Source organism: Metasolibacillus sp., from assembly GCF_025291715.1.
GTDB classification, from domain to species: domain Bacteria; phylum Bacillota; class Bacilli; order Bacillales_A; family Planococcaceae; genus Metasolibacillus; species Metasolibacillus louembei.
Window position 1 is genome coordinate 1 of sequence record NZ_JAMBIZ010000028.1, and the last position, 24,807, is coordinate 24,807.

Here is a 24,807-nt window from a genome sequence, read left to right on the forward strand (position 1 = left end):
GGTGACCCGTACGGGATTCGAACCCGTGTTACCGCCGTGAAAGGGCGGTGTCTTAACCACTTGACCAACGGGCCATTGGCTCCGAAGGCAGGGCTCGAACCTGCGACCAACCGGTTAACAGCCGGTTGCTCTACCACTGAGCTACTTCGGATTAATTGTTATTTAATCAGTGATTACCTCACCGACTTTTTCTATTATAGACAGCTTATTTTATATAGTCAACATTTTTTTAAAATTAATTTCATATTTTTAATTCCTTAATTTGAATATCCTAAATTATAAGCGATGAATCCTATATAAATCAACTTCTCCCTCCTCATTCTCTCAATTCTTTTTTACGTATTGAATAGCACCATGACATTTACTACAGCAATACGATTTTACGTTAATTCTTCTCTTTCTTCTATATAATTGCCCACAATCAGTACATTTATAATTGTAGAGTGGTGATATTTTCTTTTCTTCTTTTTCAATTGTGGAGCAAAAGCGTGGTGCGCCCACCCTTTTTAAGAGCGTTCGAAAATCTTGATCTCTATGTTTGTAGCCTTTCCCCTGTAAATGCAGATGATAGTGACAAAGCTCATGCAAAATGATGCCATTTAATTCGTTCATTCCAAAATGCTCATAGTAGCGTTTGTTTATTTCAATATTGTGAGTCCCTAGCATATAGCGCCCACCTGTTGTTCTTAAGCGAGTATTAAAGTATGCCTTATGCTGAAAAGGCATTTGAAAATGCTGCTCTGATAATTGCTCTACTAATTGCTGTAATTGTGAATCATCCATTCCTATCATCTCCAAAAACATTTATATTAAACAGCGAAAAATCCAAACTGCTGTTAAGCAAGTATGGATTTTTTGCTGTTCACTTCGTCATTAATCTATGTTTTGTTGGGGTGGTAGCATCGTTAAAGAAATGCGCCCTTTCTCAACTTCTACTTTTTCTACCCAAACAGTTACAATATCCCCTAATGCAACTACTTCTAGCGGGTGCTTGATTCGGCGATTTTGCAATTTAGATATGTGTACAAGACCATCTTGCTTCACACCAATATCAATGAAAGCACCGAAGTCAACTACGTTACGTACAGTTCCTTGTAGTTCCATTCCTACTTTTAAATCTTCCATTTTCAAAACATCTGTTTTTAACAATGGTTGTGGAAAAGCATCACGAGGGTCACGAGTAGGTTTCATTAATGTATCAACGATATCTTTTACTGTCACTTCTCCAGCGTTTAACGTAGCACTTAATTCAGCAATAGATAAGCTAGAAATTGCTTGCTCTGCTTTTTCTGTTCCAACATCTTTCTTTGTCAAATTAGCTATTTGCAAAATTTGTTCTGCTAACGCATAGCTTTCAGGATGGATTCCTGTTGCATCGAGTGGATTTTTCGCGTCAACAATACGCAAGAAGCCTATTGCTTGTTCATACGTTTTTGCACCAAGACGTGGAATTTTCTTTAGTTGTGCACGTGAAGTAAATTTCCCACTCTCGCTGCGCACATTGACAATATTTTCAGCTACGGTTTTTGATAAACCTGATACATATTGCAATAAAGATGCTGAAGCAGTATTTACATCTACCCCTACCTGGTTAACTGCGGTTTCTACTATAAATGTTAAAGAGTCTGCCAACTGCTTTTGTGATACATCATGCTGGTATTGTCCAACTCCTACTGCTTTCGGTTCAATTTTCACTAGCTCTGATAGTGGATCTTGCAAACGGCGTGCGATTGACACTGCGCTACGTTGTTCTACTTGTAAATCTGGGAATTCTGCACGTGCCACATCAGATGCCGAATAAACCGAAGCGCCTGCCTCGTTAACAATTACATAGGCTGTATCCACTGTTCCACGTTCTTTTAAAACATCTGCAATAAATTGTTCTGTTTCACGAGAGGCTGTCCCATTTCCAATTGCGATAATACTAATCGGATAACGCTTCAATATTTCGTTTACTACTTTTTTAGATTTCGCTACATCAGGCTTTGGTGGATGTGGATAAATTGCTGTTACTTCTAGCATTTTTCCCGTTTCATCTACAACCGCTAACTTACAGCCAGTACGATAGGCTGGGTCAACACCTAATACCATTTTGCCACGCATTGGTGGCTGTAGCAGTAAATTACGCAGGTTTTCTGCAAAAATATGAATTGCTTGTGCCTCGGCTTTTTCTGATAGCTCATTGCGTAGCTCTCTCTCAATAGAAGGCTGAATTAATCGTTTGTAACTATCATAAATGGCTTCTTTCACCTGTTCGATAGAAGAACAGGTGCGATTTTTAGGAATCCATTCATTTTCCATAATTTGCGTTGCACGCTCCACTGGGACAACAATCGAAACTTTTAAAACATCTTCTTTTTCACCACGATTGATTGCTAAAATACGATGTGGCACGATACGATGAATGGGTTCCTCGTAGCTATAGTACATTTCAAAAACATGCTTCTCGTCTTTTTCTTCATTCTTACCTGCCGTTTCAATTTTCCCTTCACGCCAAGATAACTTACGTAAGCGCTCACGGATTGCGGCATCATCAGCAAAACGCTCTGCTAAAATTGCACGTGCGCCAGCTAAAGCTTCCTCTACAGTTGCCACAGCTTTTTCTTCATTTACGAATTTTTGTGCTTCTTGCGTTACATCGCTATTTATAAATAGCATCATGAAATCAGCAAGCGGCTCTAATCCACTTTCCTTAGCAATTGTTGCCTTTGTTCTACGCTTTTGTTTATATGGACGATACAAATCCTCTACACGCTGCAAAACTGTTGCTATTTGAATCGCCTGCTGTAGCTCTTCTGTTAACTTGCCTTGTTCATCAATTAAGCGTAGTACTTCTTCTTTTCTTTTTTCAAGCTGCTGTATATATTGATAGCGGTCATCAATTGCTTTAATTTGCACTTCGTCTAAAGAGCCTGTTGCTTCCTTACGGTAACGTGCAATAAATGGTACTGTATTGCTATCTTTAAGTAATTTAATAACAGCCTCTACTTGACGTGGTGATACATTTGTATCTGTGGCAATTAATTTAAACATTTGTTTGTCATCCAAATTTTTCACGTTCCTTCACATTGTTTTAGTGCAAGATTAACTAGTGCCTTACTTCATTCACTTTGCTAATTTATAATAAAAAATCAGCATGCTAGAAGAACTAACCATCCGTGGATTGGTGTGTTCTCTCTATTCTAACATGCTGATTTTATTTTAACTATTATTGACTGTTACAGCTGCTTCCTGCAATTTTTTTATTGCGGTTCGTTGAATTCTAGATACGTGCATTTGCGAAATACCTAACTGATCGCCAGTCTCTTTTTGACTAAGCTGTTTTAAATATGTAAGCTCAATCACTCGTTGCTCACGCTCATTTAGTACATGCATAATTTCAGACACAATCAATCGTCGATCTGCTGTTTCAAATTCGGTATCTTCCGCACCAACTACATCAAACAACGTGACTGTACTGCCATCGGCATCTGACTCAATTGCATGGTCCATTGAAAGTGCTTGATAGCCTCGCCCCAATTCCATTGCTTCTAGTACTTCTTCCTCCTGCACCTCTAAATGTGCGGCTATTTCAGGAATGGTTGGTGAGCGTTGTAGCTCAATCGTTAAATGCTCCACAGTTGCTTTAATGCGTGGACCTAATTCTTTAATACGACGTGGTACGTGGACATCCCAAGTTTTATCGCGTAAATAGCGCTTCATTTCCCCTATAATCGTCGGTATTGCGAATGCTTCAAAGCTACGCCCTACAGTTGTATCAAAGCGCTGTATTGCGCCAAGTAAACCGAGCATACCTACTTGTACAATATCCTCATAATAACTTTTACCAGCTGCATATTTGCGTGCCAATGCTTCTACCAGTTGCTGATAATGAAGTACTAGTTGTGTTTGGGCGGTTTCATCCTTCGTTGTTTGATATTGTGCAACCCAATGTAAAATCTCCTCCTTCGAGGTTTCATTAGGTAACGATTCTCTCGTCATATTCCTCCACCTGCTCTCTTGTGACATACTTTGTCATGAAAACAGTGACACCGCCCTCATTATTCACCTTTACTTCATCCATTAGCGCTTCCATCAAATACAGCCCTAAGCCACCTTCACGCAGCATCGATACTTTCTCATTTTCATTGTATGGACCGATTTTCGACTTAATTTCCTCAAAATTAAAGCTATTGCCATAATCTGCTACCATAATTTCAATTTTATCGTTGAACAATGCGCAGCCAATGACAATTTCTCCTTCCTCTGCATCGTGATAAGCATGATGAACGACATTTGTGACAGCTTCACCTGTAGCTATTTTCAAATCTTCAATTTCCTCATAACTAAAGCCTAAGCGTAACGCTAAACCTGAAACTGTAAGACGAATGACACTAACATACTGTGGTTTAGCAGGTACTCTTATTTCGATATAATCAAATGCTTTCATTGTTATACTCCACCTTTGTATTCGTTTCGATGTCCATGAGTTCACTTAAGCCAGTAATTTCAAATAAACGAATTAAGCGAGCTGTTAAACCAACTAGTTTTAAATGAGCATTTTCTTTTACAACCTTTTTATAAAATGCAACAAAAATACCTAGTCCTGTACTATCTAAATAGCTCACCTTCGATAAATCTATTTGGATTAATACATCTTTTTCAAATTCAAGTGCATCTAGCTCCTCACGCAAAATAGGAGCTGTATACGTATCGATTTCCCCTTCAATATATCCATTTACTACTTGACCATCCTTTTGAAATTGCACATTTATATTCATTTTCAAGACACCTCCGTCAGAACCTATAGAACGATTCCCTCTCCACAAAATTTTAAACATTTACTTTTTTAAAATGACAACAGTAAAATCATCATCTAAGCCGTCTTCCTGCAACTCTTGCAATTGTTCATATAATTTTTCACACATTTCCTGTGCACTTAAATGTCGATGCGTAAACGCTAGCTGCTCAATAATTTTTCTCAAATCAAGCTGGGCATCATGGCGAAATTCCGTTACCCCATCTGTCATCATAATGATGAAGTCACCCTCATAAAGCTGAATCTCTGTTTGCTCATATTTCATTTCAGGCATAATACCTAACAACAAGCCTTTTGCACCAAGACCATAAAAGGCATCATCTACAGCGCTATAATAAATAGCAGGCTCATGTCCAGCCGAGCCATATGTAAAAATACTACGAGCTAAATCAAGACGCCCATAAAACATGGAGACAAACATGCTATCATCTACGCTTTTTTCAATAATGCGATTTAATACTTCCAGTACATGTGATGGGTTGTTTTCTGCATACTCCAGCGTTTCTAGTCCATACTTCACCATCGACATACAAAGAGCAGCTGGGACACCTTTCCCAACTACGTCAGTCACAGCTACACCAACATAATTATTTTCATCGTTTAAAAAATGAACGTAATCGCCATTCATTTTACGTATTGGAATTGAGAGCATTCCAATATCTATTCCATCAATTTGTGGCACAGTTGTTTTTAATAAAACACTTTGAATTTTCGTTGCTACATTCATTTCAATGCGCATTTCCTCTTGCTGCTCTAGCAAACTTTGATGCTCTTTTAACGTTAATCCAAAATACACCATTACTTCAATTAAAAAATCATAGCCACGCTTACTCACTTCAGGCAATTCAGGAAATATTTCTTCCATCGCTTGTTTATGCATATGTATAACTTCTTCTGGTGCAACGTTTTTTTGCAGCAATTGCCGTGTAAAATTTTGCCCAATATATAAATCTCGCTCTGATTGATTTTCAATATAGTCTATAAGAATTTTTTTATATTGTTTTTTGAGTTCTTTCATGCAATCCCTCCTATCGTAACCACTTGTTCACTCGCACAATTGTCCCTTCCCCTAATTGTGATTGAATTTCTATTTCATCCGTCAATCTCTTAACGCCTGGTAAGCCTGCGCCAATACTACCTGATGTAGAAAATCCATCCTGCATCACTTTACGTACATCTTCAATCCCCGGCCCCTCATCTGTTGCCGTAATAGCTATTCCTACACTATTCTCACAATCTATTTTTTCAATTGTGATTGTTCCAACACTCGCATATAAATAAATATTGCGCGCTAGCTCACTAATTACTGTCGCAATGCGTGCTTGATTCACTGTGTCGAAGCCAATTCTTTTCGCCTCATTGCGCCCAATTTCACGGGCGGTAACAATATCCCATTCTGTTGTAATATTGATTGTAGATTTCATACACTCATCGCCCCTAATTACGTTTTAAAGCTTATTTCCACTATACAACATAATATTTTTTTGTAAAATTAATTGTCACGAAAGTTGCTAAATACAAAAATAACTGCCTAGAAAATCATGCATTTGCACGCTTTCTAGACAGTTATTTCGTTTATTATGTATTAAAAACTTACGAGGCCTAAACTAATTCCTAATGCCATATCTACTTTTTCCATCAATTCGTCATCAAGCTGTGTAATCCGATCTGTCAATCGTGATTTGTCGATAGTACGCAACTGTTCAAGCAAAATCACCGAGTCGCGCTCAAACCCATACTTTTTCGCATCGATTTCAACATGAGTTGGTAATTTTGCTTTTTGAATTTGCGCAGTAATAGCAGCAATAATGACAGTTGGGCTAAATCTATTGCCAATATCATTTTGAATAATTAGTACAGGTCTTGTACCACCTTGCTCTGAGCCTATAACAGGTGATAGATCTGCAAAAAAAACGTCTCCACGTTTTACGCTCAAATTGTCATCCCCCGCTAACGAGACGCTGCTCCACCATATGTTCCGCTTCATACTCTGCATGCAGACATTCGCTGCAAATCATCAGATTAATGTGCGACATTTCCACATAGCCCTTCTCTAAAGCTTCCCGTATTTGATTTGGTTGTGTCTGCTTCACTCGTTTAGATGTTGAAACATACAATATTTCGCCATTATTATAGAAATTTCTTTGATCAGCTAACTGCTGAATTTCTATTAATGACCTGTTTGAATAGTTTGTATTCTCTCTTTTTTTCGCGTACACAACAAGCACCTCCACAAAAGACCGCAAAACTTCTGCTTTTCATAATTTCATTCTAACATTGATGACCTACAATGAAAAGACAAGAAATCTAAAAAACTGACAATCTTTGTATGAAAAGCGGCTTTTTGTCGAAAGTACGATTATTTTAGCTAATATATATCCTCGGCACTCGGTTTGTAATAATACATGGTATTTCATAATTAATTGTATTGAGCTTAGCTGCCCATTCATCTAGTGAGATCGTTACATTTTGCTGTGTACCTATCAATGTTACTTTCTCTCCAACAGTATATGCTTTTGGAAGTAAAATCATACATTGATCCATACAAATTCGACCAACTATCGGAGCACGTTGTCCATCAATTAATACGGTTTGCCCTATTAAATTTCGAAGAAGACCATCAGCATAGCCAATTGGCAATGTTCCAATAAAAACATCCTTATTTGCCGTATACGTAGCACCATATCCTACAGATTGTCCAGCTGTTAATCGCTTAACATGGACCAATTCTGTTTCTAATGACATAGCTGGCTGCAAAGGAAATGGTAGATTTTCTGCTACGTAAGGAGATGGCGCCATTCCATACATCGAAATCCCAAATCTTATTGCATCAAATTGCAATTCCTCATCCTTAACCATCGCTGTGGCTGTATTAGCAACATGGACCAAGCGAGGTTTAACAGGCATTACTTGCAGCATGTTGCGAAACAGCTGCGCCTGTGTCTCAAAATAGAGGGCATCCTCTTCATCGGCAGTAGCAAAATGTGTGAACACACCATCCACTTCCATTAGCTCTGTTGCGTTAATCGCTTCATATAGAGATTGGAGCTCTTCTTTTGAAGTAACACCTAATCTGCCCATCCCTGTATCAATTTTAATATGTAGCCTTAATTTATTCATCAAGTTTAATAATGCTGCTTGCTCTACCCATTCCGTAGAAAAAACTGTCAATGTAATATTATGCTCAGCGGCATATGGAGCAAAGGAAGCAGGGCTTGCTCCCAATACTAATATGTCTGTGCTTGCTATCTGTGCACGTAAATGTATCGCCTCTTCGGGTGTAGCGACCGCCAATAGTGTAGCGCCTGCCTGTATTGCAGCACGCGCTACTTGAACATCTCCATGACCATAGCCATTTGCCTTTACAACAGCCATGATTTGCACATCCGATTGCAGGTGTTTTTTTAGTTGTGTAATATTTTCTCGAATAGCTTGTAGATGAATAAACGCTTTTGTGGGACGATAATAGTGAATCTCTTCCATATGTCTTCTACCCTCTTTACTCAAATTCTAAACATTTGCTTTTTGTCATTATGGCATAATAGCTACTATTCGAAAACTCCCTACTTCATTTCACCAGATGTAACAGATGCTGCTACTTCAATTAGTTCTTCTCTCGTTAGCTTGTTAGAGGCAATGAAAAACTCAATACCATCGCGCTCCCAACTAATTGAATTATCTGTAATTGCAGCAATACCAAACCCTAAATCAGCTGGATCACCAGGTGCAAAAACTGGTACAGTTGACGCTGTTGCTGTTGCAGGCTGTTGCATTAAAGTGAAGGCCTTTTCACCTTCAAAAGTTAAAATAACACGTTCTACTCCGTCTTCTCGAATGGTTTGTGAATCAACTAATTTCGTATGATCCCATTGCAAAATTGGATAATGTGTTTGAAACGCCTCACTATTTGTTATATCGGCACTCGCTGCTTCTTTTTCTTTATTTTCTTGAAATTTTTCTACAGCATAATCTTCTTTTTTATGTGTTACACCTAATTTTACATCATTGAATGTAATCGTAATTTGCTCCTCGCCTGCTTCGTTTAAAATTGCAACACTCTTCGGTAGCATCGATTTTTTATCAACGGTTACTAGTTGTGTTGCCATACCTGATTTATCTGTGCTACGTGTCGCAGCAGTCAAGACATATGCATCTTCACCACTTTCCATTTTCAATGCTTTATCAGCTTGTATATCCTCTGCCAATGCCCCAATCAAATATGCTTGGCTATTTTGTTTTGGCCAATCACTTTGGAATTTATACGTTTTTGATAATGCCGGTGTCACAACAAATACGCCTTCTTCATTACGCACAATCATTTGTGTAATATCCTCATCTTCCGCTGTCACTTCCACTTTGTAAAAATCTGGCTTCGTATGCCAAACCTTCACATCATAGGCGCGGGGCTCATTGCCTGTCTTAATTTCCATTGAAGCTGTTAACTCATAACCTTTCGTTTCTCCCCATTTTTCCCCAATTTTCTGAACAACATCTTCTTGTGATGCTTTACCACATGCCGCCAATAAGAAAACACAACAACCAATCATAAACATGATTTTTCGGAAGTGCACGATTCCATCCTTTCTCCACTTTCGCTCTAGTAATTCAGCATATGGAGTGTTACGTCAAAATATGTCTTATTCCATTAAGACAACTTGAGCAGCTGCTACCGTTTCCGTGTGTGTTATTGATATAAAGCCTTTTACAGCCTCTCCATTAAAAAATAATTGCGGAGCACCTAATGCATTTTTTAAAATTTCAATTTGCTGAAACTCGCAACCTTTGCCAATGCCCGTACCGTTCGCCTTGGCATATGCCTCCTTTGCCGCAAAGCGCCCTGCTAAAAATTCTACCTTTCTTGCTTCGGATAACTTCAAAAAAATTTCCTGCTCTCGAAGTGATAAAATACGCAATGCAAATTTTTCAGAGCGCTGCATTGCTTTTTTTATACGTCCAAGCTCTGTAATATCTAATCCAATTCCTTTAATCATCTCGTGTTATTCCTTTCATTATTGCTTATAACCAATGTATAATTAAAACCGAGGTGGAAAAATGTTTATTCGTAGAGAAAGCTTTCAACAGTATATTAAAATGTATCCGGTCGTTTCAACTATTATTGCTTTAAATATTATCGTTTATCTTATCACCCTTATCCCTGGCACAGGCATAGAAATCCTTTATAAAGGGGCTAGTGTCAATGGCTTAATTGCTGAAGGTGAATGGTGGCGTCTGCTGACATCCATGTTTTTACACGCTGGGTTTTTACATATTTTATTTAATATGTTCTCGCTTTTTTTATTCGGACCTGAGCTAGAAAAAATCGCAGGAAAAATGCGCTTTTTAACAATTTATTTTCTTGCTGGTATTTTTGGAGGCATTGCAACATTTGCATTTGAAAAAGACCCGCTCTATGCAAGCGTCGGCGCAAGTGGTGCTATCTTTGGTATTATCGGAGCATTTGGTGCACTTCTCTACTATATGCGCCATGTCATGCCGCAATTGCGTCAAATCATTTTACCGATTATTGTAGTCAGCGTCATTATGACATTTTTACAGGCCAATATTAATATTATGGCGCATTTAGGTGGACTTGTAACAGGCTTTATTCTTGGTTTATTTTATTTCAAGCCAAAAAACATGCTGCGTTGGCGACAATAAAAATGTTCATTTTTAGTAAATCATTCAGCTAAGTCTGTCTGAAGCTAGTACCTTTTCATAGCCTAATGTGGACAGTAAAGGAGAGCAACTATGTTAAATAGAAAGCTAGCTGCTGCATTTTTTACTACGGTTATTTGTTATTTTGTTGTACCTTTATTTTTCAATGATTTTCAAAATGCTTATTTTACAATTGGTTTAGCTGTGAGTATAGTAGCTGTTCCAATACTTTTTGTAGTAGGCGTTTTAGCTTCAATAGCTATTGAAGTCATTAGTAAAAATAAAAATATTTTATTTTTATATATAAAACACCTAATTTGCGGATTGATTTGTGTGGCATTACTTTTATTGTTAGAGCGAGATACAGGTTCGCTTTTGATTTATGTATTAACTGCGTTTACTTACGTTTCTATTTTCTTTATTAATGATTGTATAATTAAACTAAAATTTTCACATTAACAATAGGAAAACGGAAGAAGCTGTTCACTTTTCACAGCTTCTTCCGTTTTTTAATTTTTTAATGCTCATACCAGCGCATCAATTCATCAATATGCTGTTCATCCATATGGTAAGCTTTGGCAGATGCGCCTGCCGCACCTGACATAACAACGATTTTTGCTGATGCGATATTTTTACGCTTTTGGAAATACGTTTGGCGTTGCTCCGCAATTTGGATGCGACGCTTTTCAGCAATAAACGTTATGCGACTTAATGTTCGATACATAATTGTAATTTGCTCGTTCGAAATTTTAAAGCGCGCTGTTTTAAATTGCCATCCTCCTATTAATAGGATTGGAATAATTAATAATAAAGACAGCATGCCATACGGGAAAAAGAAATAGGACAATGCTCCGATTAATGGCACAAGCCATATAAAATCTATGCGATAAAAATATGGACGTGCTCGCTTTGGTGAATGGGTTGCTTCCTCTAAGTCCAAGTCAAATCGAGGAAAAAGCTGTTGCAGTGGGGTATTCAGGTGCTTCTTCGAAATAAGCGGAAACAAGACAACCGTCTTATCCTTTTCTCCACCAAAGCCACCACCAGCACTTTCAACAATAACTGCAGCTAACCCAAACAACTGCCGAAATGGATTTTCAACAATTTTAATCGCCTGCACTCGATTTAAAGGGATTGTAATACGCTTCTTTTCTAGTAATCCCCTCGTAATAATAAGGCGCTCATTTTCCTCAGACACTTCAAAATTATAATAATTAATAAAGGTAATTCCCACAGACACAAGCCATGCAACTAATAAACCAACAATCACTAATACGATAATTAATAAGAAGCCGAAGCGTAGCAATTGCTCAATTTCCGCATAAATCGAATCATATGGGATGAACTCTGAAAACTGTGAAATGACAGCTAATACCCCTGCTAAAACAACGCCGACACTATTTGAAGTTGTCGCTAAAATAAGTAAATCCTTCGGTGACATTTTATGAATGAGGCGAGCTGTTGCTAGCACTTCTCCTTCTTCAGTCTGCGGTTTTTCTTTTATTTTTTTCGTTTCATTTTCAATAATATTCGCAGCATCACGCGTAATAGCTGTTAATTCTGCCTCCGCTTTGCCCGATTTATTTCCTGCCGTTTCAACAGACACTTGTACTAAGCCAAAAATACGGTGAAAAATACCTTCTTTATAGTTCAAGCTTTGTATGCGGTCATAGGGGATAAAGCGCTTCTTTTTTACAAATAAGCCATGCTGTACACGCAGTTCATTATCCTCAAACCAATAAGTAAATGTCCACCATTGAATAACCCCACTAACTAATGAAAACAGTGCAATAACAATGATAATAATTAATGGTAACATCGATTGAAAAAAGCGTTCATCACGCCAATCAAAGGTGAAATTAAAGCCATTCGCGACTAAAATAATCACAATTGGAATTAACATGTTTTTTAAAGCTTTCGCACAATTAATAATAGCTGATACAGGATGTAATTTATATTTAGACATCTTCTTCAGCCACCCTTGCTAGCTCGGAAATTTTCGCACGCAGCTCATCCGCATCTGCTGTAATTAGCATCGGAATAACATGCGTTGTTGCAGCTGAAGATATTGAAATATTCGCCAAGTCATATTTTTTTAAGATAGGCCCTTGTCCCGTATCTACATGCTGTACGCGCACCATTGGAATCAATGTGCGCTTAACGATAAATAAACCACTTTGAATTTCAATCTCCTGCTCACGAACCTCATAACGCCAAATGCGCCAACGAACATTTGGAAACACCCATATTTCTAGTAATGCAATAACTATAACGATTGCCGCTGCTATAAAATAAATATATTTTGGCCAGTCAAAAGAATATGTAGCAAAGCTGACACCGCCAGCAATAATAATCGCTACCAATGTTTCTAATACACCATATAGACGCCAAACCGTTAGCCCCTTTTTAGGAATTTGATATTTTGGTTCTTGTCTCATTATTTCCACTTCCTCTCCATTTCATTATACGAATAAATACTTAATTTGTTTCAAAAAAATGAAAAGTGCCAGGCACACAAACAATTCAGAATTGTTTGTGTGCCTGGCACCAATTTTTTAGTCCTCGCGACGGCGTGGGCGTCGGCTTCCGCTACCTTCACGACGACGGTCACGATTGCGATCTGATGATGACGATGATGTGCGGTTACGGTCACCACCACGTCCACGATCGCGATTACCACCACGATCGTTACGACGATTTCGGTCATTGCGACCACCGCCGCTACGGCCTTGATGCGAGCCGCGCTCACGACGCATCGGTAATGGACGCTCTTCTGTAATTGTTACAGGCGTTGCATCTGGCTCACGTGTAACTGACTTTAATGCAGCAGCGATTAAGTCAACTGCATTATAGCTTTCCAATAGCTCTTCTGCTAATAAACGGTAATCGCTAAGCTCAGCAGATTGTACTAGCTCCACTAAGTTCTCCACAGATTGCTGTTGCTGACCTACTAATGCTTCGCTTGTTGTAGGTGGCTTTAATGGTGTCATACGTTTTTTCGTTGTTTCTTCCACGATACGTAAGTAGCTCATTTCACGTGGTGTTACAAATGTTATTGCAATACCTGATTTACCAGCACGACCTGTACGACCAATACGGTGTACATAGCTTTCTGGGTCTTGTGGAATATCGAAATTGTAAACATGTGTTACACCTGAAATATCAAGTCCACGTGCTGCAACGTCTGTTGCTACAAGAATGTCGATTTGGTTTTCTTTAAATTGACGCAATACAGAAATACGTTTCGCTTGGCTTAAATCACCATGAATACCTTCTGCATTATAACCTCGTAAATTTAATGCTTGCGTTAGCTCATCTACACGGCGTTTTGTACGACCGAAGATAATCGCTAATTCTGGTTGATGTACGTTAATTACGCGGCATAAAATATCGAATTTTTCACGCTCCTGCGCTTTTACGAAAAATTGCTCAATATTATCCACCGTTAATTCTTTTGCTTTAATTTTAACGATTTCTGGCTCTTGCATAAATGTTTCTGCAATTTTACGAATTGCTGGAGGCATTGTTGCTGAGAACAATAATGTTTGGCGATTTGATGGTACATTTTCTAAAATTGAATTAATATCATCAATGAAGCCCATGTTTAACATTTCATCCGCTTCGTCTAAAACTAATGTTTGTACATCTTCAAGCTTTAACGTACGACGATTAATATGGTCAATAATACGACCTGGTGTACCAACGATAATTTGTGGTCTATTTTTCAATGCGCGAATTTGGCGTCCAATTTCTTGACCACCGTAAACAGACAATAACTTCACACGCTTGTCATATCCGATTTTATAAAGCTCTTCCGAAACTTGAATTGCTAATTCACGAGTTGGAGCAATAACTAATGCTTGGATGTTTGGATTTTTAGGGTCAATTTTCTCAATTAGAGGAATACCGAATGCGGCAGTTTTACCAGTACCTGTTTGCGCTTGACCAAGTATATCGCGGCCTTCTAATGCAAATTTAATTGTACCTTCTTGGATTGGTGTTGCTTCTTCAAATCCCATGCGCTTTACTGAGCGTAATGTAGATTCACTAATATTTAATTCTGAAAAATTTGTCAAACTCTTCAATCTCCTTTTTCCTTATAAGTTGACAAATGGTTACATTTTCAGATGAAGTGTCGGCAAAATCGAGCCTCTATGTGGAACGGTTTCCGTGACGTAATAATTCTCTTTGCGTTTCATAAATAACGCATAAGCTTTCTTAATATGAAAGGAAAGCCCGGTCGTTGCCGAGCGGTTTAATTCTACCTAGGTAATCAACATGGAACATGAAAACTATAGAATGAAACCGTTAATTTCAAAAAAAAGCACTCTTCAACAAATAATCTGAAGAGTCTTCGCACAAAATGTATCCATTGCTTTACATAGTCTATCACGTGTGCAGACAGTATGCAATGATAATGCTTAACTTAATAATCTGACTTTTTATGATGTACAAAGAAATTCCAACACTTCACAAAACCACTCTTCACAATCATCGCTAAAACAAATATGATGCTTACCATTTGCCGATAAAAATAAATGTTTCTCCTTTGCTTGAATCGTGTCATATAAAAAACGTGCTGCCATGTGTGGAACGATGCCATCTTTTTCGCCTTGGATAATATATGTTGGCACAGCTATATGCTCGATATACGGTTCAACCTTTTTGACAATGCGCATAAATTCAACGACTGAGCTAAGAGGAACTGACATTAGTTTGCGCTCATAGCGTTGAAATAATTCATGATTTTTCAAATGCCCTCGTACTGCCTCTCCTGCCATTTCACGTAAATCCATTAACATCTGCCCTGGGCTCATATACTTAATCGCCGCACTAAGAAGCACAAGTTTTTTGACAGGATAACGCTTTGCTAAATATAATGCGATAACACCTCCCATTGAAAAGCCAATGACTGTCACCTCATCTACTCGCTTTGCTAGCTGCCGATAGGCAAGCTCTGCATCCATTAGCCAATGCTGTGCCTTGTAGCCACGCATCGAAAGCTCCTCACCATGCCCACAATATGTAGGTGTCACAATATCGCATTCCATATGTTGTCGTATATGCGCTGTTAATGGTTCAATTTCATATGGTCCACCAGAAAAGCCGTGCAATAATAAAATTCCTTGCTTCATTTGCCACATCCGCCTTTCTGCAATAACATTTTATTACAATTAATTCAAGCTTACAGGCTCTTAATATAAAGAGTGGACTGTTTGAAAAGAAATATACCTTCTCAAACAGCCCATACTTTGACTTATTTTTATGATAACTGTTGTAAAATCGTTTCAAGCTTCATGCCACGTGAGCCTTTCAACAAAATAATAGACTCCTCATTCGCCTCTGCCTGTATTTTTTGCACAATTGGCATGTAATCTGCTTCGCTATAAATTAAATGTGCTGAATCAAATGTAGATGCTAGCTGATCATATAACCATTTCATACGTGGTCCATATAAACAAATGGAATGTACGGCTTGCGCATCAATTGCTTCAGCGAGTGCCTCATGAAAGGCTTGCTCATCATCCCCAAGCTCTAGCATATCGCCAAGCACAAGCCATTTTTCAGGACGAATTGTTGTTGACTGCATAAAATCAATCGCCGCACGCATTGATGTCGGCGCCGCATTGTATGCATCGTTAATAAATAATAGTGAGCCTTTCGACACTAATTGCATACGCATATCCGTTAATTCAATTTGTGCGAAAGCTGTGCGAATTTGCTCATCTGTTAAATTCATCGCTTTGCATACGAGCATTGCAGCTAACGTATTTTTCACTTGATGCTTGCCTAAAATCGGGATTGTAAAATCGCCATTTATGATGCCAGCAGCTGTAAAGCTACTGCCTTGCTCAGTTGCTGTTATTTGTGTTGCAAAAAGATCATGCGCCTCATCAAAGCCAAATGCCTTTGTTTCGGTATATGGGTCTTGTGCAACTAACTCTTGAAGTAATGGCTCATCTCCATCATAAATAAGGAAGCCCTCTTCCAGCAAACCTTGTGTAATTTCATATTTCGCCTGCGCAATGCCTGCCCTTGAGCCTAAATCTTGCATATGTGCCTCGCCGATATTTGTAATAATCGCCAAATGCGGACGTGCAATACGGGATAATAGCTCAATTTCGCCAAAGCCACTCATACCCATTTCAAGCACGGATATTTCCGTATCTTCATCAAGCTGCAAAATCGTAATAGGTAAGCCTAGCTGATTGTTAAAATTACCGATTGTTTTTTGCACTTTAAAATATGGTGACAAGGAGCTTGCTACAATATCTTTGGCAGAGGTTTTACCATTCGAGCCTGTAATCCCGATAAAGGTAGCCTTGTGCTCGCTACGATAGGCAATCGCCATCTTTTGTAATGCCTGCTCCGCATCATCCACAAATATTAATGGGCAATTTTCAGGAGGATTTGGCTCGTCATTTAACCATAATGAAGCCGCTGCTCCTTTTTCAAACGCTTGCTCTACAAATTTATGACCATTGACCGCTTCGCCACGAAATGGCACGAATAAATCGCCTGCTTGAATTGTACGCGTATCAATGGAAATGCCCGTTACCGTCACATCTTCATGTAATTGCTCATCTATTTTTAACCATGCAGCTAACTGCTTTAATGTCTTTTTCACTTTTGATCCCACTCAATCTCTGTTGTACTGTAGTTGTTGCTTTTCATCATAGCGCTCGACAGCTAGCTCAATTAATCGATTGATTAATTCAGGATATGATACATTCGTATTTTGCCATAATAGTGGATACATACTTACAGGTGTAAAGCCTGGCAGTGTATTAATCTCATTAATTAACACCTCATCCTGCGCTGTCACAAAGAAATCTGCACGTACAAGCCCTGCACAATCTAATATTTTAAATGCGCGCTTCGCCATATCAGTCAATTGCTGTGCTACTTGAGGCGCTAGCTCCGCAGGTATAACCAAGGCTGTAGAACCATCTTTATATTTTGAATCATAATCATAAAACTCAGTCATGGGCTTAATTTCACCTGCCACTGACACTTGCGGCTCATCGTTACCAAGCACAGCTGTTTCAACCTCGCGTGCAACAATCCCTTGTTCCACAACAACTTTGCGGTCATATTGTAGCGCTAGCTCTACTGCCTTCACTAGCTGCTCACGATTCGTTGCTTTGCTAATGCCAACGCTTGAGCCGAGATTAGCAGGCTTCACAAATAATGGGAAGGTTAACTGCTCACACTGAGCCACAATATCCTGCTGATTTTTTTGCCACTCACTGCGAATAAAATAAACGTATGGTACTTGTTTTAATCCTGCAATTTCAAACAATTGCTTCATGATTACTTTATCCATGCCCGTAGAGGAGCTCAATACACCGTTCCCTACATATGGAATATTTAACACTTCAAATAATCCTTGTACTGTCCCATCTTCCCCATTTGTTCCATGCAATAATGGGAAGATTACATCAAATTGAATTGTATTATGCGCCTCGATAAATTCATTAATTGTATTTGGCTTCTTTTCTTCTCTTGTAAATTGTAACTGCTCTAAGCTTTCAACAGGAGCTGTTAGCTGGGGACCTGTACGCCATTCACCATCTAATGTAATGTAAATAGGGTGCACCTCATAGCGAGCAAAATCCACTGCTTTAATTACAGCCATTGCTGTTGATAATGATACTTCATGCTCAGCAGATTTCCCACCATATACTAATCCTATTTTTTTCGTCATATTACTTCCCCCTAAATTAATTTAAAATCGTACTAGCTAATTAAAATTAGCTCATCGTAAGGCTGCTTAATAATATCGTTCAAATCGTCCCAAACTTCATCTGGGAAATCGTAGTCAATTAACGTTCTAATTTCAATACTGTAGCAAGAAGTCGGCTTCTCTTGCTTACTTAGCGATAAAAGTGCCCCTTCCTTCATATAATTTCTCCAAGAGCGCAACACATTCGCATCAATCGCAGGTATTTGTTTCGCAGATTTTCGTCGCCAGAAATTCCCTGTGCCTTCTTTTTCTTTAATCATTTGATTAAATAAATTTGCAACTAGCTGCTCAACATCAGCTAAAAAGCGAAAATATACTTTTGTCATTTGATCTTCAGGCGCAGCATAGTAAACATAGCGATTTTGTAATTTTTGAAAAAATGGTGAAGCAATTGGCTCTCTTTTATGTCCAATGTACAAAAGCTCAGCCTGCTCTATAGGCGTCAGCTCATCGACTTGCTGTTCATTTTGGAAATCTAGTAAGCATAAATTTCCCTTTATCTCTGTTTTGGAAAAATTCGGCAAATCCTCTGACGAGATAAAATCTAGCTGTGTATGCATATTAAAAGAACCATCTTCATAAGCATGCTTCACTAAAAGTAAATTTTTGAATGATGCCGCAGAAGAAATAAATTGTTTATGTGTTAACCTACTAAAAATGACAAAATGGTCAACATCATTCATATGTACATATAAATGGTGCATATAATCCTCTGCTGCCCTCATTTTTCTAGCCACTGCCTACCCGCCCCTTCGAATCCCATAATCAATTACACCTCAGCGCAATTGTCTTCAAACTTCTTTAAGTAAGCTCAAAAAGCTCCTTCTTAAAATTTGCAACATCCGCCAGAGGCTTTATTTTGATTCAACTAGTGTTTGAAAACCCGTTGAATAAAAAAGCAAGATAAATATTCACCTCACTACCTATGGAGGTAAGAGTTTTTTGCTCAATCAAGATACACCTATTATATGCCTATTCCATGTTTTTTTGAAACATTTTCAATAATGTATCGTCTCAATTTTTATCACATATTACGAAATACCTGTTCGATAAGGAATTACTGATCAATTACACCTTGACTAACTGTCCTTCGAAGTTACATCTATGGCATCCACTAGCAGTTGAAGTTTCATTTATATGCAGTTTTTTTTCATATAATATGATAAAATCAATTACGCCTTTGCTAAGTCAAGTGAATCAATTGAACAGGCTTTATCGTCAAATTAAGACGCCTTGCTTTTCAATGGAGTTCCTATGCAAGGTAAAGCTTCAGATCAACAGTGCGTTATGGCACTTATGAATAAGGTGAATTTAATGGAAAATAATCGTCAATTTATGAAACGTTTTGATTGGTCTCTTGCTGCCATATTATTAATATTTCTCATCATTAGTTTATTAGCAATCGCCTCTGCTCAAACGGGCGGACAATATGGCAACTATAATTTCGTACCAAGACAATTACAATGGTATGTTGTAGGCGCATTTATTGTCGCATTCCTTATGTATTTTGAGCCAGACCAATATAAAAAGATGTCTTGGTATTTGTATGGTTTCGGTATTTTACTGCTAGTTGTTCTAGCCATTTTACCAGAAGGCATGTCGCTGGTAGAACGAAGAAACGGTGCCAAAAGCTGGTTCCATCTCCCAGGCGCAGGTAGTATCCAGCCATCTGAATTTATGAAAACATTTTTCATTTTAGCAGCAGCGAGGCTCATTAGTAAGCATCATGAAAAATATTTGAATAAAACACTGAAAACAGATTTTATTTTACTCGCAAAAATTGGGGTTACACTTGCTTTGCCACTTACTTTTATTATGATGCAGCCTGACCTTGGCTCATCGCTTGTTTTTATTGCCATTACAGCTGCGCTCGTTATTGTAGCGGGAATTTCATGGAAAATTATATTGCCTATCCTTGTTAGCGGTGTTGCTATAGGTGGCTCTTTATTATGGATGGCTCTTTATATGCAGGAGTTTTTACAAAAAACCTTTAACTTTAAAGCATATCAATTCGCCCGCATTTATTCATGGCTTGACCCGTATTCGTATTCGTCGAATGAAGGATACCATCTCATTACTTCATTGAATGCAATCGGCTCAGGAGAAATATTTGGGAAGGGCTTTCAAGGTCGAGAAGTATATGTATCGGAAAACCATACAGACTTCATTTTCGCTGTAATCGGTGAGGATTGGGGCTTTGTTGGAGCAAGCTTCGTCATTTGCTTATATTTCCTATTAATCTATCATTTAACGAAAACAACATTGCTATTGAAAGATCCGTTTTGTACATATGTATGTGCAGGGATTATTGCGATGATTACCTTCCATGTATTTGAGAATATCGGCATGACAATTCAATTATTGCCAATTACAGGTATTCCACTACCATTCATTAGCTACGGCGGAAGCTCGCTAATGGGCAATGCACTCGCACTTGGGCTCGTCTTTAGTATGCGATTCCATTACAAAACGTATATGTTCTCTGCTAATGATGAGGACGAATAATATAAAGTGGCTGTCTGAGAACTTTCCAGACAGCCATCATTATTTTGATTTATATAAAAATAGAATGTACTACGCAAAAGAGCCGTCTGAAAATGACTTTTCAGACAGCTCTTTTCTGTTATTACGCTTGTGGTGATTGTCTTGGTGGTGTTAATACTTTCAATAGCTCGATGCGAGATTTCGTAATCGTTGCATTCACACCTAACTTAGATAAATTTGAAACAATTTTCTTTAAGTCGATTTCTTTCGCCATTTGTTCCACCTCAGCCTTTTATATATTAATATGAACGTTTCAGGATAGTAGAAAGTTTCACCCTTAAGAGGTCTGACTTGTTTTTTCTATATTTATCATACCATTAATTCTCACTTAAAAATTTATCAATTATGTTACAACTACGTAAATTATTTTAATGCATTCTATACCTACAGTGATTTTATTTCTTCCTACCCACTTATACAATATGCTCATTTTCTATTATTTTATTCATACTATCACCATATCTTTATTAAAGGAGTTGATATATGCTACTATTAGCTATATGTTAATCTACATATTTTTCGCCTATATCAAAAAATTAGGAAGTGAGGAGTTGCTATGCTTACAGTTTTAGAAACTAGCTTTGTCGCTCTTATCATTTTAGTGCTCAATATTTTGTTTGCGATTGCAGTCATTTTTTTAGAGCGCAAAGACCCATCGTCTACATGGGCATGGCTACTAGTATTATTTTTCCTTCCAGTCGTTGGCTTTATTTTATACTTATTGCTTGGTAGACAGCTAAGTAAAAAGCATTTTTATCGCTGGGAAGGACGAGAGAGCATCGGAATTAAAGCATTAATCGATTATCAAATTGAAGCGATTAAAGAGAATAAGCTTGAATTTCGCGGAGATCATATCGAAGCACATCAAGATTTAATCTACATGAATTTAATTACAAACCATGCTGTTTTAACACAGGACAATCATGTTGAAATTTTGAATGATGGAAGCGAAAAATTCGAGCGACTCATTCATGATATTATGCACGCAAAAGACCATATTCATATTCAATACTATATTTTTAAGCTTGATAATATCGGAAAACGAATTTATAATGCTACGATAAAAAAAGCAAAACAGGGCGTAAAAGTACGCATTTTGTATGATGAAATGGGCTCACGTAGCGTGCGCAAAAGGCAATTCAAAGAGCTTCTTGATGTCGGTGGTGAAATTGAAGTGTTTTTCCCATCTATTTTACCGCTCATTAATCCACGCCTAAACTTCCGAAACCATCGCAAAATTGTTGTCATTGATGGACGGATTGGCTATATTGGTGGCTTTAATGTTGGGGATGAATATTTAGGCTTAAATAAAAAGTTTGGCTATTGGCGAGATACCCATTTACGACTTGAAGGTAGTGCAGTGCATCCACTACAAACGCGTTTCCTGCTTGATTGGAATCAAGCAAGTCATCATCATCGTGTGAAGTATGCAGAGCGTTACTTCCCTGTTATTCCGCAAAAAGGAACAGCCGCTATGCAAATTGTCTCAAGCGGACCTGATACAGATTGGACAGTTATTAAAAACAGCTATTTACGCTTAATTGCAGATGCGAAAAAATATATTTATATTCAATCGCCTTATTTCATACCAGATAGTAGCTTTTTAGATGCAATTCGTATTGCAGCACTTTCAGGAATCGATGTGCGCATTATGATTCCAAACAAGCCTGACCACCCTTTCGTGTATTGGGCAAATTATTCATATGTTGGACAATTGCTCAAAGCAGGTGCACGCATTTATCAATATGACAAAGGCTTTATTCATTCGAAAGTGCTCGTTATTGATGATGAAGTGGCATCCGTTGGTACAGCTAATATTGATGTGCGTAGCTTTAGTTTAAATTTCGAGGTCAATGCCCTAATTTATGATCGTAAAATCGCACATGATTTAGCAGAGGCGTTCGAATCGGATATTTTTGATAGCACAGAGCTATTAAAAGAAGCCTATGAAAATCGCTCTACTATGGTCAAATGTAAGGAGTCTATTTCTCGACTATTATCACCAATTTTATAAAAAAGGAGCTATGGGAAAAATATCCCCATAGCTCCTTTTCATTATTTCAACCCTAAATATTCCTCTAGTGTTGTATTTTTTTCATAAACTGCCTTTGCTGTTTCGTTCCCTACGTAACGGAAATGCCATGACTCATACATATAGCCCGTAATATTTTCCTTCCCTTGTGGGTAGCGTAAAATAAAGCCGTATTCATGTGCATGCTGATGTAGCCATTTCCCTGCTGCTGATTCACCAAACTCACTTGTCAGCCACAAATCCTCACGCCCCTTTTCACCTATATCATAGGCTAAACCAGTTTGATGCTCTGAGTATCCAGGTCGCGCACTGTAACGATCAGCTGCTTTTTTACCATCTCTATTTACATAATTGCTATACAATGTCGTTTGATATTCATATGAGCGAAAGCCGCTAAATGCTACCAAATTAAAGCCAGCACTTTTAGCTCCTGCAAGCATTTTTTCTAATGCTGCCTTCGATTCAGAACTTTCACCAGGGTTATACGTTTTTGGCAAAGGGTACTGTTTGTTCGCAATTAAAATATCTTTGACGTAAGTTGGCTCTGCTGGCTCAATATGCGTCACTGGATAGCCACTTTCATCATATTCGATTTTCGGCTGGTTATCCTTTGGTTTCGGCTCCTTCACTGGCTTTTGCTTTTGTTCTGGCTGTTCTTCATTTAACTTGGCAGCATTTTCATCCTCTGCTTCTTGCTGCTCGTCTTGTTCATTTATTGTTTTAATCGACTGATGATTTTCATTAGGCTGTTCTTTAACAGATGGACTCGCTACATCTCGCTTGTCCTTCACTGTAAATACAATGGCACTAATAATGAATAATGAAGTTATTAAAATCACGACGATCTTCCAAGTATCACTTGTCTTTTTCGCTCGATTGCCCTTCATTGTTTGCGCCTACTTTCCTTACTTAATATTTTGCTATTTCGTCACTAAAATATAAATTACCGCTACTGTTGCTAACCCGAAAAATATCGCTAAATTACGCATCCATTTTGCTTCTTTTACATATCCTTGACGCATAAAGCTGCGATAACGCAGAAGATTAGAAAATGTAAACATTACCGTTAAACATAATACCGCTAAATTAAAATTTTGCTTAAAAATAAAAAATAGTGCTAGCAAGCTACTGCCTGTGACAAGTAGCAAGGCTATTAATTTGTCATTCATAGTGTCTCCTTATTTGTGCTCTGAATAATATTTTCGACCAATATATGTTTGGGTAATAAGCAGCAAGCCCCCTACTGACCAATATACCGGCAGTGCAGCCATTGATGAAAATGAAATAATGACAATCATAATCGGTGAAACATACATAAATATTTTCATTTGTGCTTTTTGTGCGTCAGGCACTGTCCACAACGAAACTTGCGCTTGAACCATATAGACAATTCCAGCGATAACTGTCATAACAATATCAGGTGAGCCTAAGCTAAACCATAGAAATTGATGTGACTTCACATCTGGTGAATATAAAATTGCATAATACAATCCCATAATAATTGGCATTTGAATTAACATCGGTAAGCAGCCCATATTTAATGGATTAATATTATGCTCACGATAAAGAGATAGCATTTCCTGCTGTAGCTTTGCTTGCTCTTCCTTCGATTCAGCTGCCTTCATTTTTTGTTGAATTTCTTCCATCTGCGGCTTAACAATATCCATTTTCGTTTTCATCGTTGCCTGTGCTCGATAATTCCGTAGCATGAAAGGCATTAAAATTAAACGAATTGCCACTGTAATAGCAATAATCGCTAGACCATAACTTCCATTGAATATATCATTCCCTAGAAAATCTAACAAATAATCCATTGGCCTTACAAAAAAGCTATAAAAAAAGCCTTCTTGATTTTCTACTGCCTTACAGCCGCTTAATAATAGAGCTACGCTACCTAGCATGCCAAGCATCATTATTTTTTTCATCATGTCACCTTCTATAGTTGTTAATATGGTGAGTATACAGCAATCCTTTCATGCACTCAATTATTTGACAATGTAAAACTTTCATAGACAATACAAAAATGCCAAA

27 protein-coding genes and 2 tRNA genes are annotated in these 24,807 nt (G+C 38.0%); 4 read left to right on the top strand and 25 right to left on the bottom strand.

Annotated elements, in window-relative coordinates; all coding sequences use genetic code 11:
* Window positions 1-2: 2 nt before the first annotated feature.
* The 14 genes from M3Z76_RS15070 to acpS all read right to left on the bottom strand — a co-directional run bounded on the left by M3Z76_RS15070 (window position 3) and on the right by acpS (window position 9,789).
* Window positions 3-74, bottom strand: a tRNA-Glu gene (locus M3Z76_RS15070).
* Window positions 75-76: 2 nt separating this feature from the next.
* Window positions 77-151: transfer RNA gene (locus M3Z76_RS15075), tRNA-Asn, on the bottom strand.
* A 173-nt stretch (window positions 152-324) separates the two neighbouring features.
* Window positions 325-783 carry a SprT family protein gene (locus M3Z76_RS15080; protein WP_293928549.1) on the bottom strand — a complete coding sequence of 153 codons (459 nt, stop codon included), beginning with the start codon at window positions 781-783 and terminating at the stop codon, window positions 325-327.
* A gap of 90 nt (window positions 784-873) precedes the next feature.
* Complete coding sequence (locus tag M3Z76_RS15085) at window positions 874-3,033, bottom strand: Tex family protein (protein WP_483310175.1); 2,160 nt, start codon at window positions 3,031-3,033, stop codon at window positions 874-876.
* Window positions 3,034-3,201: 168 nt separating this feature from the next.
* Window positions 3,202-3,981 (bottom strand): RNA polymerase sigma factor SigB, encoded by a 780-nt coding sequence (sigB, locus tag M3Z76_RS15090; protein ID WP_293928546.1) that lies wholly within the window; start codon window positions 3,979-3,981, stop codon window positions 3,202-3,204.
* Window positions 3,959-4,429: an anti-sigma B factor RsbW gene (gene rsbW / locus M3Z76_RS15095; protein WP_293928545.1), complete on the bottom strand. Its 471-nt coding sequence runs from the start codon at window positions 4,427-4,429 to the stop codon at window positions 3,959-3,961. Before rsbW ends, sigB begins: the two co-directional genes overlap by 23 nt.
* Entirely contained in the window at window positions 4,416-4,760 is a 345-nt protein-coding gene (locus tag M3Z76_RS15100; protein ID WP_293928543.1) for an STAS domain-containing protein, read from the bottom strand. Before M3Z76_RS15100 ends, rsbW begins: the two co-directional genes overlap by 14 nt.
* A 60-nt stretch (window positions 4,761-4,820) precedes the next feature.
* The gene (locus M3Z76_RS15105) at window positions 4,821-5,816 is read right to left on the bottom strand and encodes a PP2C family protein-serine/threonine phosphatase (protein ID WP_293928542.1); all 996 of its coding nucleotides are present in this window, start codon (window positions 5,814-5,816) and stop codon (window positions 4,821-4,823) included.
* A gap of 10 nt (window positions 5,817-5,826) precedes the next feature.
* On the bottom strand, window positions 5,827-6,222 hold the full coding sequence (locus tag M3Z76_RS15110) for an anti-sigma regulatory factor (RefSeq protein ID WP_293928540.1): 396 nt from the start codon (window positions 6,220-6,222) through the stop codon (window positions 5,827-5,829).
* Window positions 6,223-6,383: 161 nt separating this feature from the next.
* Window positions 6,384-6,734, bottom strand: a complete 351-nt coding sequence (locus M3Z76_RS15115; RefSeq protein WP_042476940.1) for a type II toxin-antitoxin system PemK/MazF family toxin — start codon at window positions 6,732-6,734, stop codon at window positions 6,384-6,386.
* 4 nt (window positions 6,735-6,738) lie between these two features.
* Window positions 6,739-7,017, bottom strand: a complete 279-nt coding sequence (locus M3Z76_RS15120; RefSeq protein ID WP_406601083.1) for a hypothetical protein — start codon at window positions 7,015-7,017, stop codon at window positions 6,739-6,741.
* Between the two features lie 145 nt (window positions 7,018-7,162).
* Window positions 7,163-8,281 (bottom strand): alanine racemase, encoded by a 1,119-nt coding sequence (alr, locus tag M3Z76_RS15125; RefSeq protein WP_293928536.1) that lies wholly within the window; start codon window positions 8,279-8,281, stop codon window positions 7,163-7,165.
* An 80-nt stretch (window positions 8,282-8,361) separates the two neighbouring features.
* Window positions 8,362-9,345: a LolA family protein gene (locus tag M3Z76_RS15130; protein ID WP_483310176.1), complete on the bottom strand. Its 984-nt coding sequence runs from the start codon at window positions 9,343-9,345 to the stop codon at window positions 8,362-8,364.
* Between the two features lie 90 nt (window positions 9,346-9,435).
* On the bottom strand, window positions 9,436-9,789 hold the full coding sequence (acpS, locus tag M3Z76_RS15135; RefSeq protein WP_293928534.1) for a holo-ACP synthase: 354 nt from the start codon (window positions 9,787-9,789) through the stop codon (window positions 9,436-9,438).
* A 61-nt stretch (window positions 9,790-9,850) separates the two neighbouring features.
* Between acpS and M3Z76_RS15140 the strand changes: the two genes are divergently transcribed.
* Both M3Z76_RS15140 and M3Z76_RS15145 read left to right on the top strand, forming a co-directional pair.
* The gene (locus M3Z76_RS15140) at window positions 9,851-10,456 is read left to right on the top strand and encodes a rhomboid family intramembrane serine protease (RefSeq protein ID WP_293928533.1); all 606 of its coding nucleotides are present in this window, start codon (window positions 9,851-9,853) and stop codon (window positions 10,454-10,456) included.
* 90 nt (window positions 10,457-10,546) lie between these two features.
* Complete coding sequence (locus M3Z76_RS15145; protein WP_293928531.1) at window positions 10,547-10,912, top strand: hypothetical protein; 366 nt, start codon at window positions 10,547-10,549, stop codon at window positions 10,910-10,912.
* 58 nt (window positions 10,913-10,970) lie between these two features.
* On the opposite strand, the gene M3Z76_RS15150 is transcribed toward M3Z76_RS15145, so the two are convergent.
* The 7 genes from M3Z76_RS15150 to M3Z76_RS15180 form a co-directional block, all read right to left on the bottom strand.
* On the bottom strand, window positions 10,971-12,419 hold the full coding sequence (locus M3Z76_RS15150) for a PH domain-containing protein (RefSeq protein WP_293928529.1): 1,449 nt from the start codon (window positions 12,417-12,419) through the stop codon (window positions 10,971-10,973).
* Window positions 12,412-12,891, bottom strand: coding sequence for a PH domain-containing protein (locus M3Z76_RS15155; protein ID WP_293928528.1), 480 nt, complete (start codon window positions 12,889-12,891; stop codon window positions 12,412-12,414). Before M3Z76_RS15155 ends, M3Z76_RS15150 begins: the two co-directional genes overlap by 8 nt.
* Before the next feature lie 117 nt (window positions 12,892-13,008).
* Window positions 13,009-14,529, bottom strand: a complete 1,521-nt coding sequence (cshA, locus tag M3Z76_RS15160) for a degradosome RNA helicase CshA (RefSeq protein WP_293928526.1) — start codon at window positions 14,527-14,529, stop codon at window positions 13,009-13,011.
* Window positions 14,530-14,895: 366 nt separating this feature from the next.
* Entirely contained in the window at window positions 14,896-15,588 is a 693-nt protein-coding gene (locus M3Z76_RS15165) for an alpha/beta hydrolase (RefSeq protein WP_293928525.1), read from the bottom strand.
* Window positions 15,589-15,716: 128 nt separating this feature from the next.
* Entirely contained in the window at window positions 15,717-17,081 is a 1,365-nt protein-coding gene (locus M3Z76_RS15170) for a UDP-N-acetylmuramoyl-tripeptide--D-alanyl-D-alanine ligase (RefSeq protein ID WP_293928523.1), read from the bottom strand.
* Between the two features lie 12 nt (window positions 17,082-17,093).
* Window positions 17,094-18,161: a D-alanine--D-alanine ligase gene (locus M3Z76_RS15175; protein ID WP_293928522.1), complete on the bottom strand. Its 1,068-nt coding sequence runs from the start codon at window positions 18,159-18,161 to the stop codon at window positions 17,094-17,096.
* A gap of 32 nt (window positions 18,162-18,193) precedes the next feature.
* Window positions 18,194-18,937, bottom strand: a complete 744-nt coding sequence (locus tag M3Z76_RS15180) for a hypothetical protein (RefSeq protein WP_293928521.1) — start codon at window positions 18,935-18,937, stop codon at window positions 18,194-18,196.
* 577 nt (window positions 18,938-19,514) lie between these two features.
* Here M3Z76_RS15180 and M3Z76_RS15185 point away from each other — a divergent pair.
* Window positions 19,515-20,705, top strand: a complete 1,191-nt coding sequence (locus tag M3Z76_RS15185; RefSeq protein WP_293928519.1) for an FtsW/RodA/SpoVE family cell cycle protein — start codon at window positions 19,515-19,517, stop codon at window positions 20,703-20,705.
* Between the two features lie 121 nt (window positions 20,706-20,826).
* On the opposite strand, the gene M3Z76_RS15190 is transcribed toward M3Z76_RS15185, so the two are convergent.
* Window positions 20,827-20,958, bottom strand: a complete 132-nt coding sequence (locus M3Z76_RS15190; RefSeq protein WP_293928518.1) for an Lmo0850 family protein — start codon at window positions 20,956-20,958, stop codon at window positions 20,827-20,829.
* A 342-nt stretch (window positions 20,959-21,300) separates the two neighbouring features.
* On the opposite strand from M3Z76_RS15190, the gene cls reads away from it, so the two are divergent.
* Entirely contained in the window at window positions 21,301-22,758 is a 1,458-nt protein-coding gene (cls, locus tag M3Z76_RS15195) for a cardiolipin synthase (protein ID WP_293928517.1), read from the top strand.
* A 41-nt stretch (window positions 22,759-22,799) separates the two neighbouring features.
* On the opposite strand, the gene M3Z76_RS15200 is transcribed toward cls, so the two are convergent.
* From M3Z76_RS15200 to yidC, 3 genes are read right to left on the bottom strand one after another with little or no spacing between them, the layout of a single operon-like run.
* Window positions 22,800-23,663 carry a M15 family metallopeptidase gene (locus tag M3Z76_RS15200; RefSeq protein ID WP_293928516.1) on the bottom strand — a complete coding sequence of 288 codons (864 nt, stop codon included), beginning with the start codon at window positions 23,661-23,663 and terminating at the stop codon, window positions 22,800-22,802.
* 33 nt (window positions 23,664-23,696) lie between these two features.
* Entirely contained in the window at window positions 23,697-23,945 is a 249-nt protein-coding gene (locus M3Z76_RS15205) for a hypothetical protein (RefSeq protein ID WP_293928515.1), read from the bottom strand.
* 9 nt (window positions 23,946-23,954) lie between these two features.
* Window positions 23,955-24,704, bottom strand: coding sequence for a membrane protein insertase YidC (gene yidC / locus M3Z76_RS15210; protein WP_293928513.1), 750 nt, complete (start codon window positions 24,702-24,704; stop codon window positions 23,955-23,957).
* Window positions 24,705-24,807: the final 103 nt, after the last annotated feature.

Bases quoted from the DNA above. Each gene is read 5' to 3' on its own strand.
- M3Z76_RS15085 (WP_483310175.1), bottom strand. From the start codon at position 3,033: ATGTTTAAATTAATTGCCACAGATACAAATGTATCACCACGTCAAGTA.
- alr (WP_293928536.1), bottom strand. From the start codon at position 8,281: ATGGAAGAGATTCACTATTATCGTCCCACAAAAGCGTTTATTCATCTA.
- M3Z76_RS15150 (WP_293928529.1), bottom strand. From the start codon at position 12,419: ATGTCTAAATATAAATTACATCCTGTATCAGCTATTATTAATTGTGCG.
- M3Z76_RS15130 (WP_483310176.1), bottom strand. From the start codon at position 9,345: ATGATTGGTTGTTGTGTTTTCTTATTGGCGGCATGTGGTAAAGCATCA.
- M3Z76_RS15105 (WP_293928542.1), bottom strand. From the start codon at position 5,816: ATGAAAGAACTCAAAAAACAATATAAAAAAATTCTTATAGACTATATT.
- sigB (WP_293928546.1), bottom strand. From the start codon at position 3,981: ATGACGAGAGAATCGTTACCTAATGAAACCTCGAAGGAGGAGATTTTA.
- rsbW (WP_293928545.1), bottom strand. From the start codon at position 4,429: ATGAAAGCATTTGATTATATCGAAATAAGAGTACCTGCTAAACCACAG.
- M3Z76_RS15145 (WP_293928531.1), top strand. From the start codon at position 10,547: ATGTTAAATAGAAAGCTAGCTGCTGCATTTTTTACTACGGTTATTTGT.
- M3Z76_RS15110 (WP_293928540.1), bottom strand. From the start codon at position 6,222: ATGAAATCTACAATCAATATTACAACAGAATGGGATATTGTTACCGCC.
- M3Z76_RS15100 (WP_293928543.1), bottom strand. From the start codon at position 4,760: ATGAATATAAATGTGCAATTTCAAAAGGATGGTCAAGTAGTAAATGGA.
- M3Z76_RS15205 (WP_293928515.1), bottom strand. From the start codon at position 23,945: ATGAATGACAAATTAATAGCCTTGCTACTTGTCACAGGCAGTAGCTTG.
- M3Z76_RS15200 (WP_293928516.1), bottom strand. From the start codon at position 23,663: ATGAAGGGCAATCGAGCGAAAAAGACAAGTGATACTTGGAAGATCGTC.
- M3Z76_RS15175 (WP_293928522.1), bottom strand. From the start codon at position 18,161: ATGACGAAAAAAATAGGATTAGTATATGGTGGGAAATCTGCTGAGCAT.
- M3Z76_RS15080 (WP_293928549.1), bottom strand. From the start codon at position 783: ATGGATGATTCACAATTACAGCAATTAGTAGAGCAATTATCAGAGCAG.
- M3Z76_RS15165 (WP_293928525.1), bottom strand. From the start codon at position 15,588: ATGAAGCAAGGAATTTTATTATTGCACGGCTTTTCTGGTGGACCATAT.
- M3Z76_RS15185 (WP_293928519.1), top strand. From the start codon at position 19,515: ATGGAAAATAATCGTCAATTTATGAAACGTTTTGATTGGTCTCTTGCT.
- M3Z76_RS15190 (WP_293928518.1), bottom strand. From the start codon at position 20,958: ATGGCGAAAGAAATCGACTTAAAGAAAATTGTTTCAAATTTATCTAAG.
- yidC (WP_293928513.1), bottom strand. From the start codon at position 24,704: ATGATGAAAAAAATAATGATGCTTGGCATGCTAGGTAGCGTAGCTCTA.
- cls (WP_293928517.1), top strand. From the start codon at position 21,301: ATGCTTACAGTTTTAGAAACTAGCTTTGTCGCTCTTATCATTTTAGTG.
- M3Z76_RS15140 (WP_293928533.1), top strand. From the start codon at position 9,851: ATGTTTATTCGTAGAGAAAGCTTTCAACAGTATATTAAAATGTATCCG.
- M3Z76_RS15155 (WP_293928528.1), bottom strand. From the start codon at position 12,891: ATGAGACAAGAACCAAAATATCAAATTCCTAAAAAGGGGCTAACGGTT.
- acpS (WP_293928534.1), bottom strand. From the start codon at position 9,789: ATGATTAAAGGAATTGGATTAGATATTACAGAGCTTGGACGTATAAAA.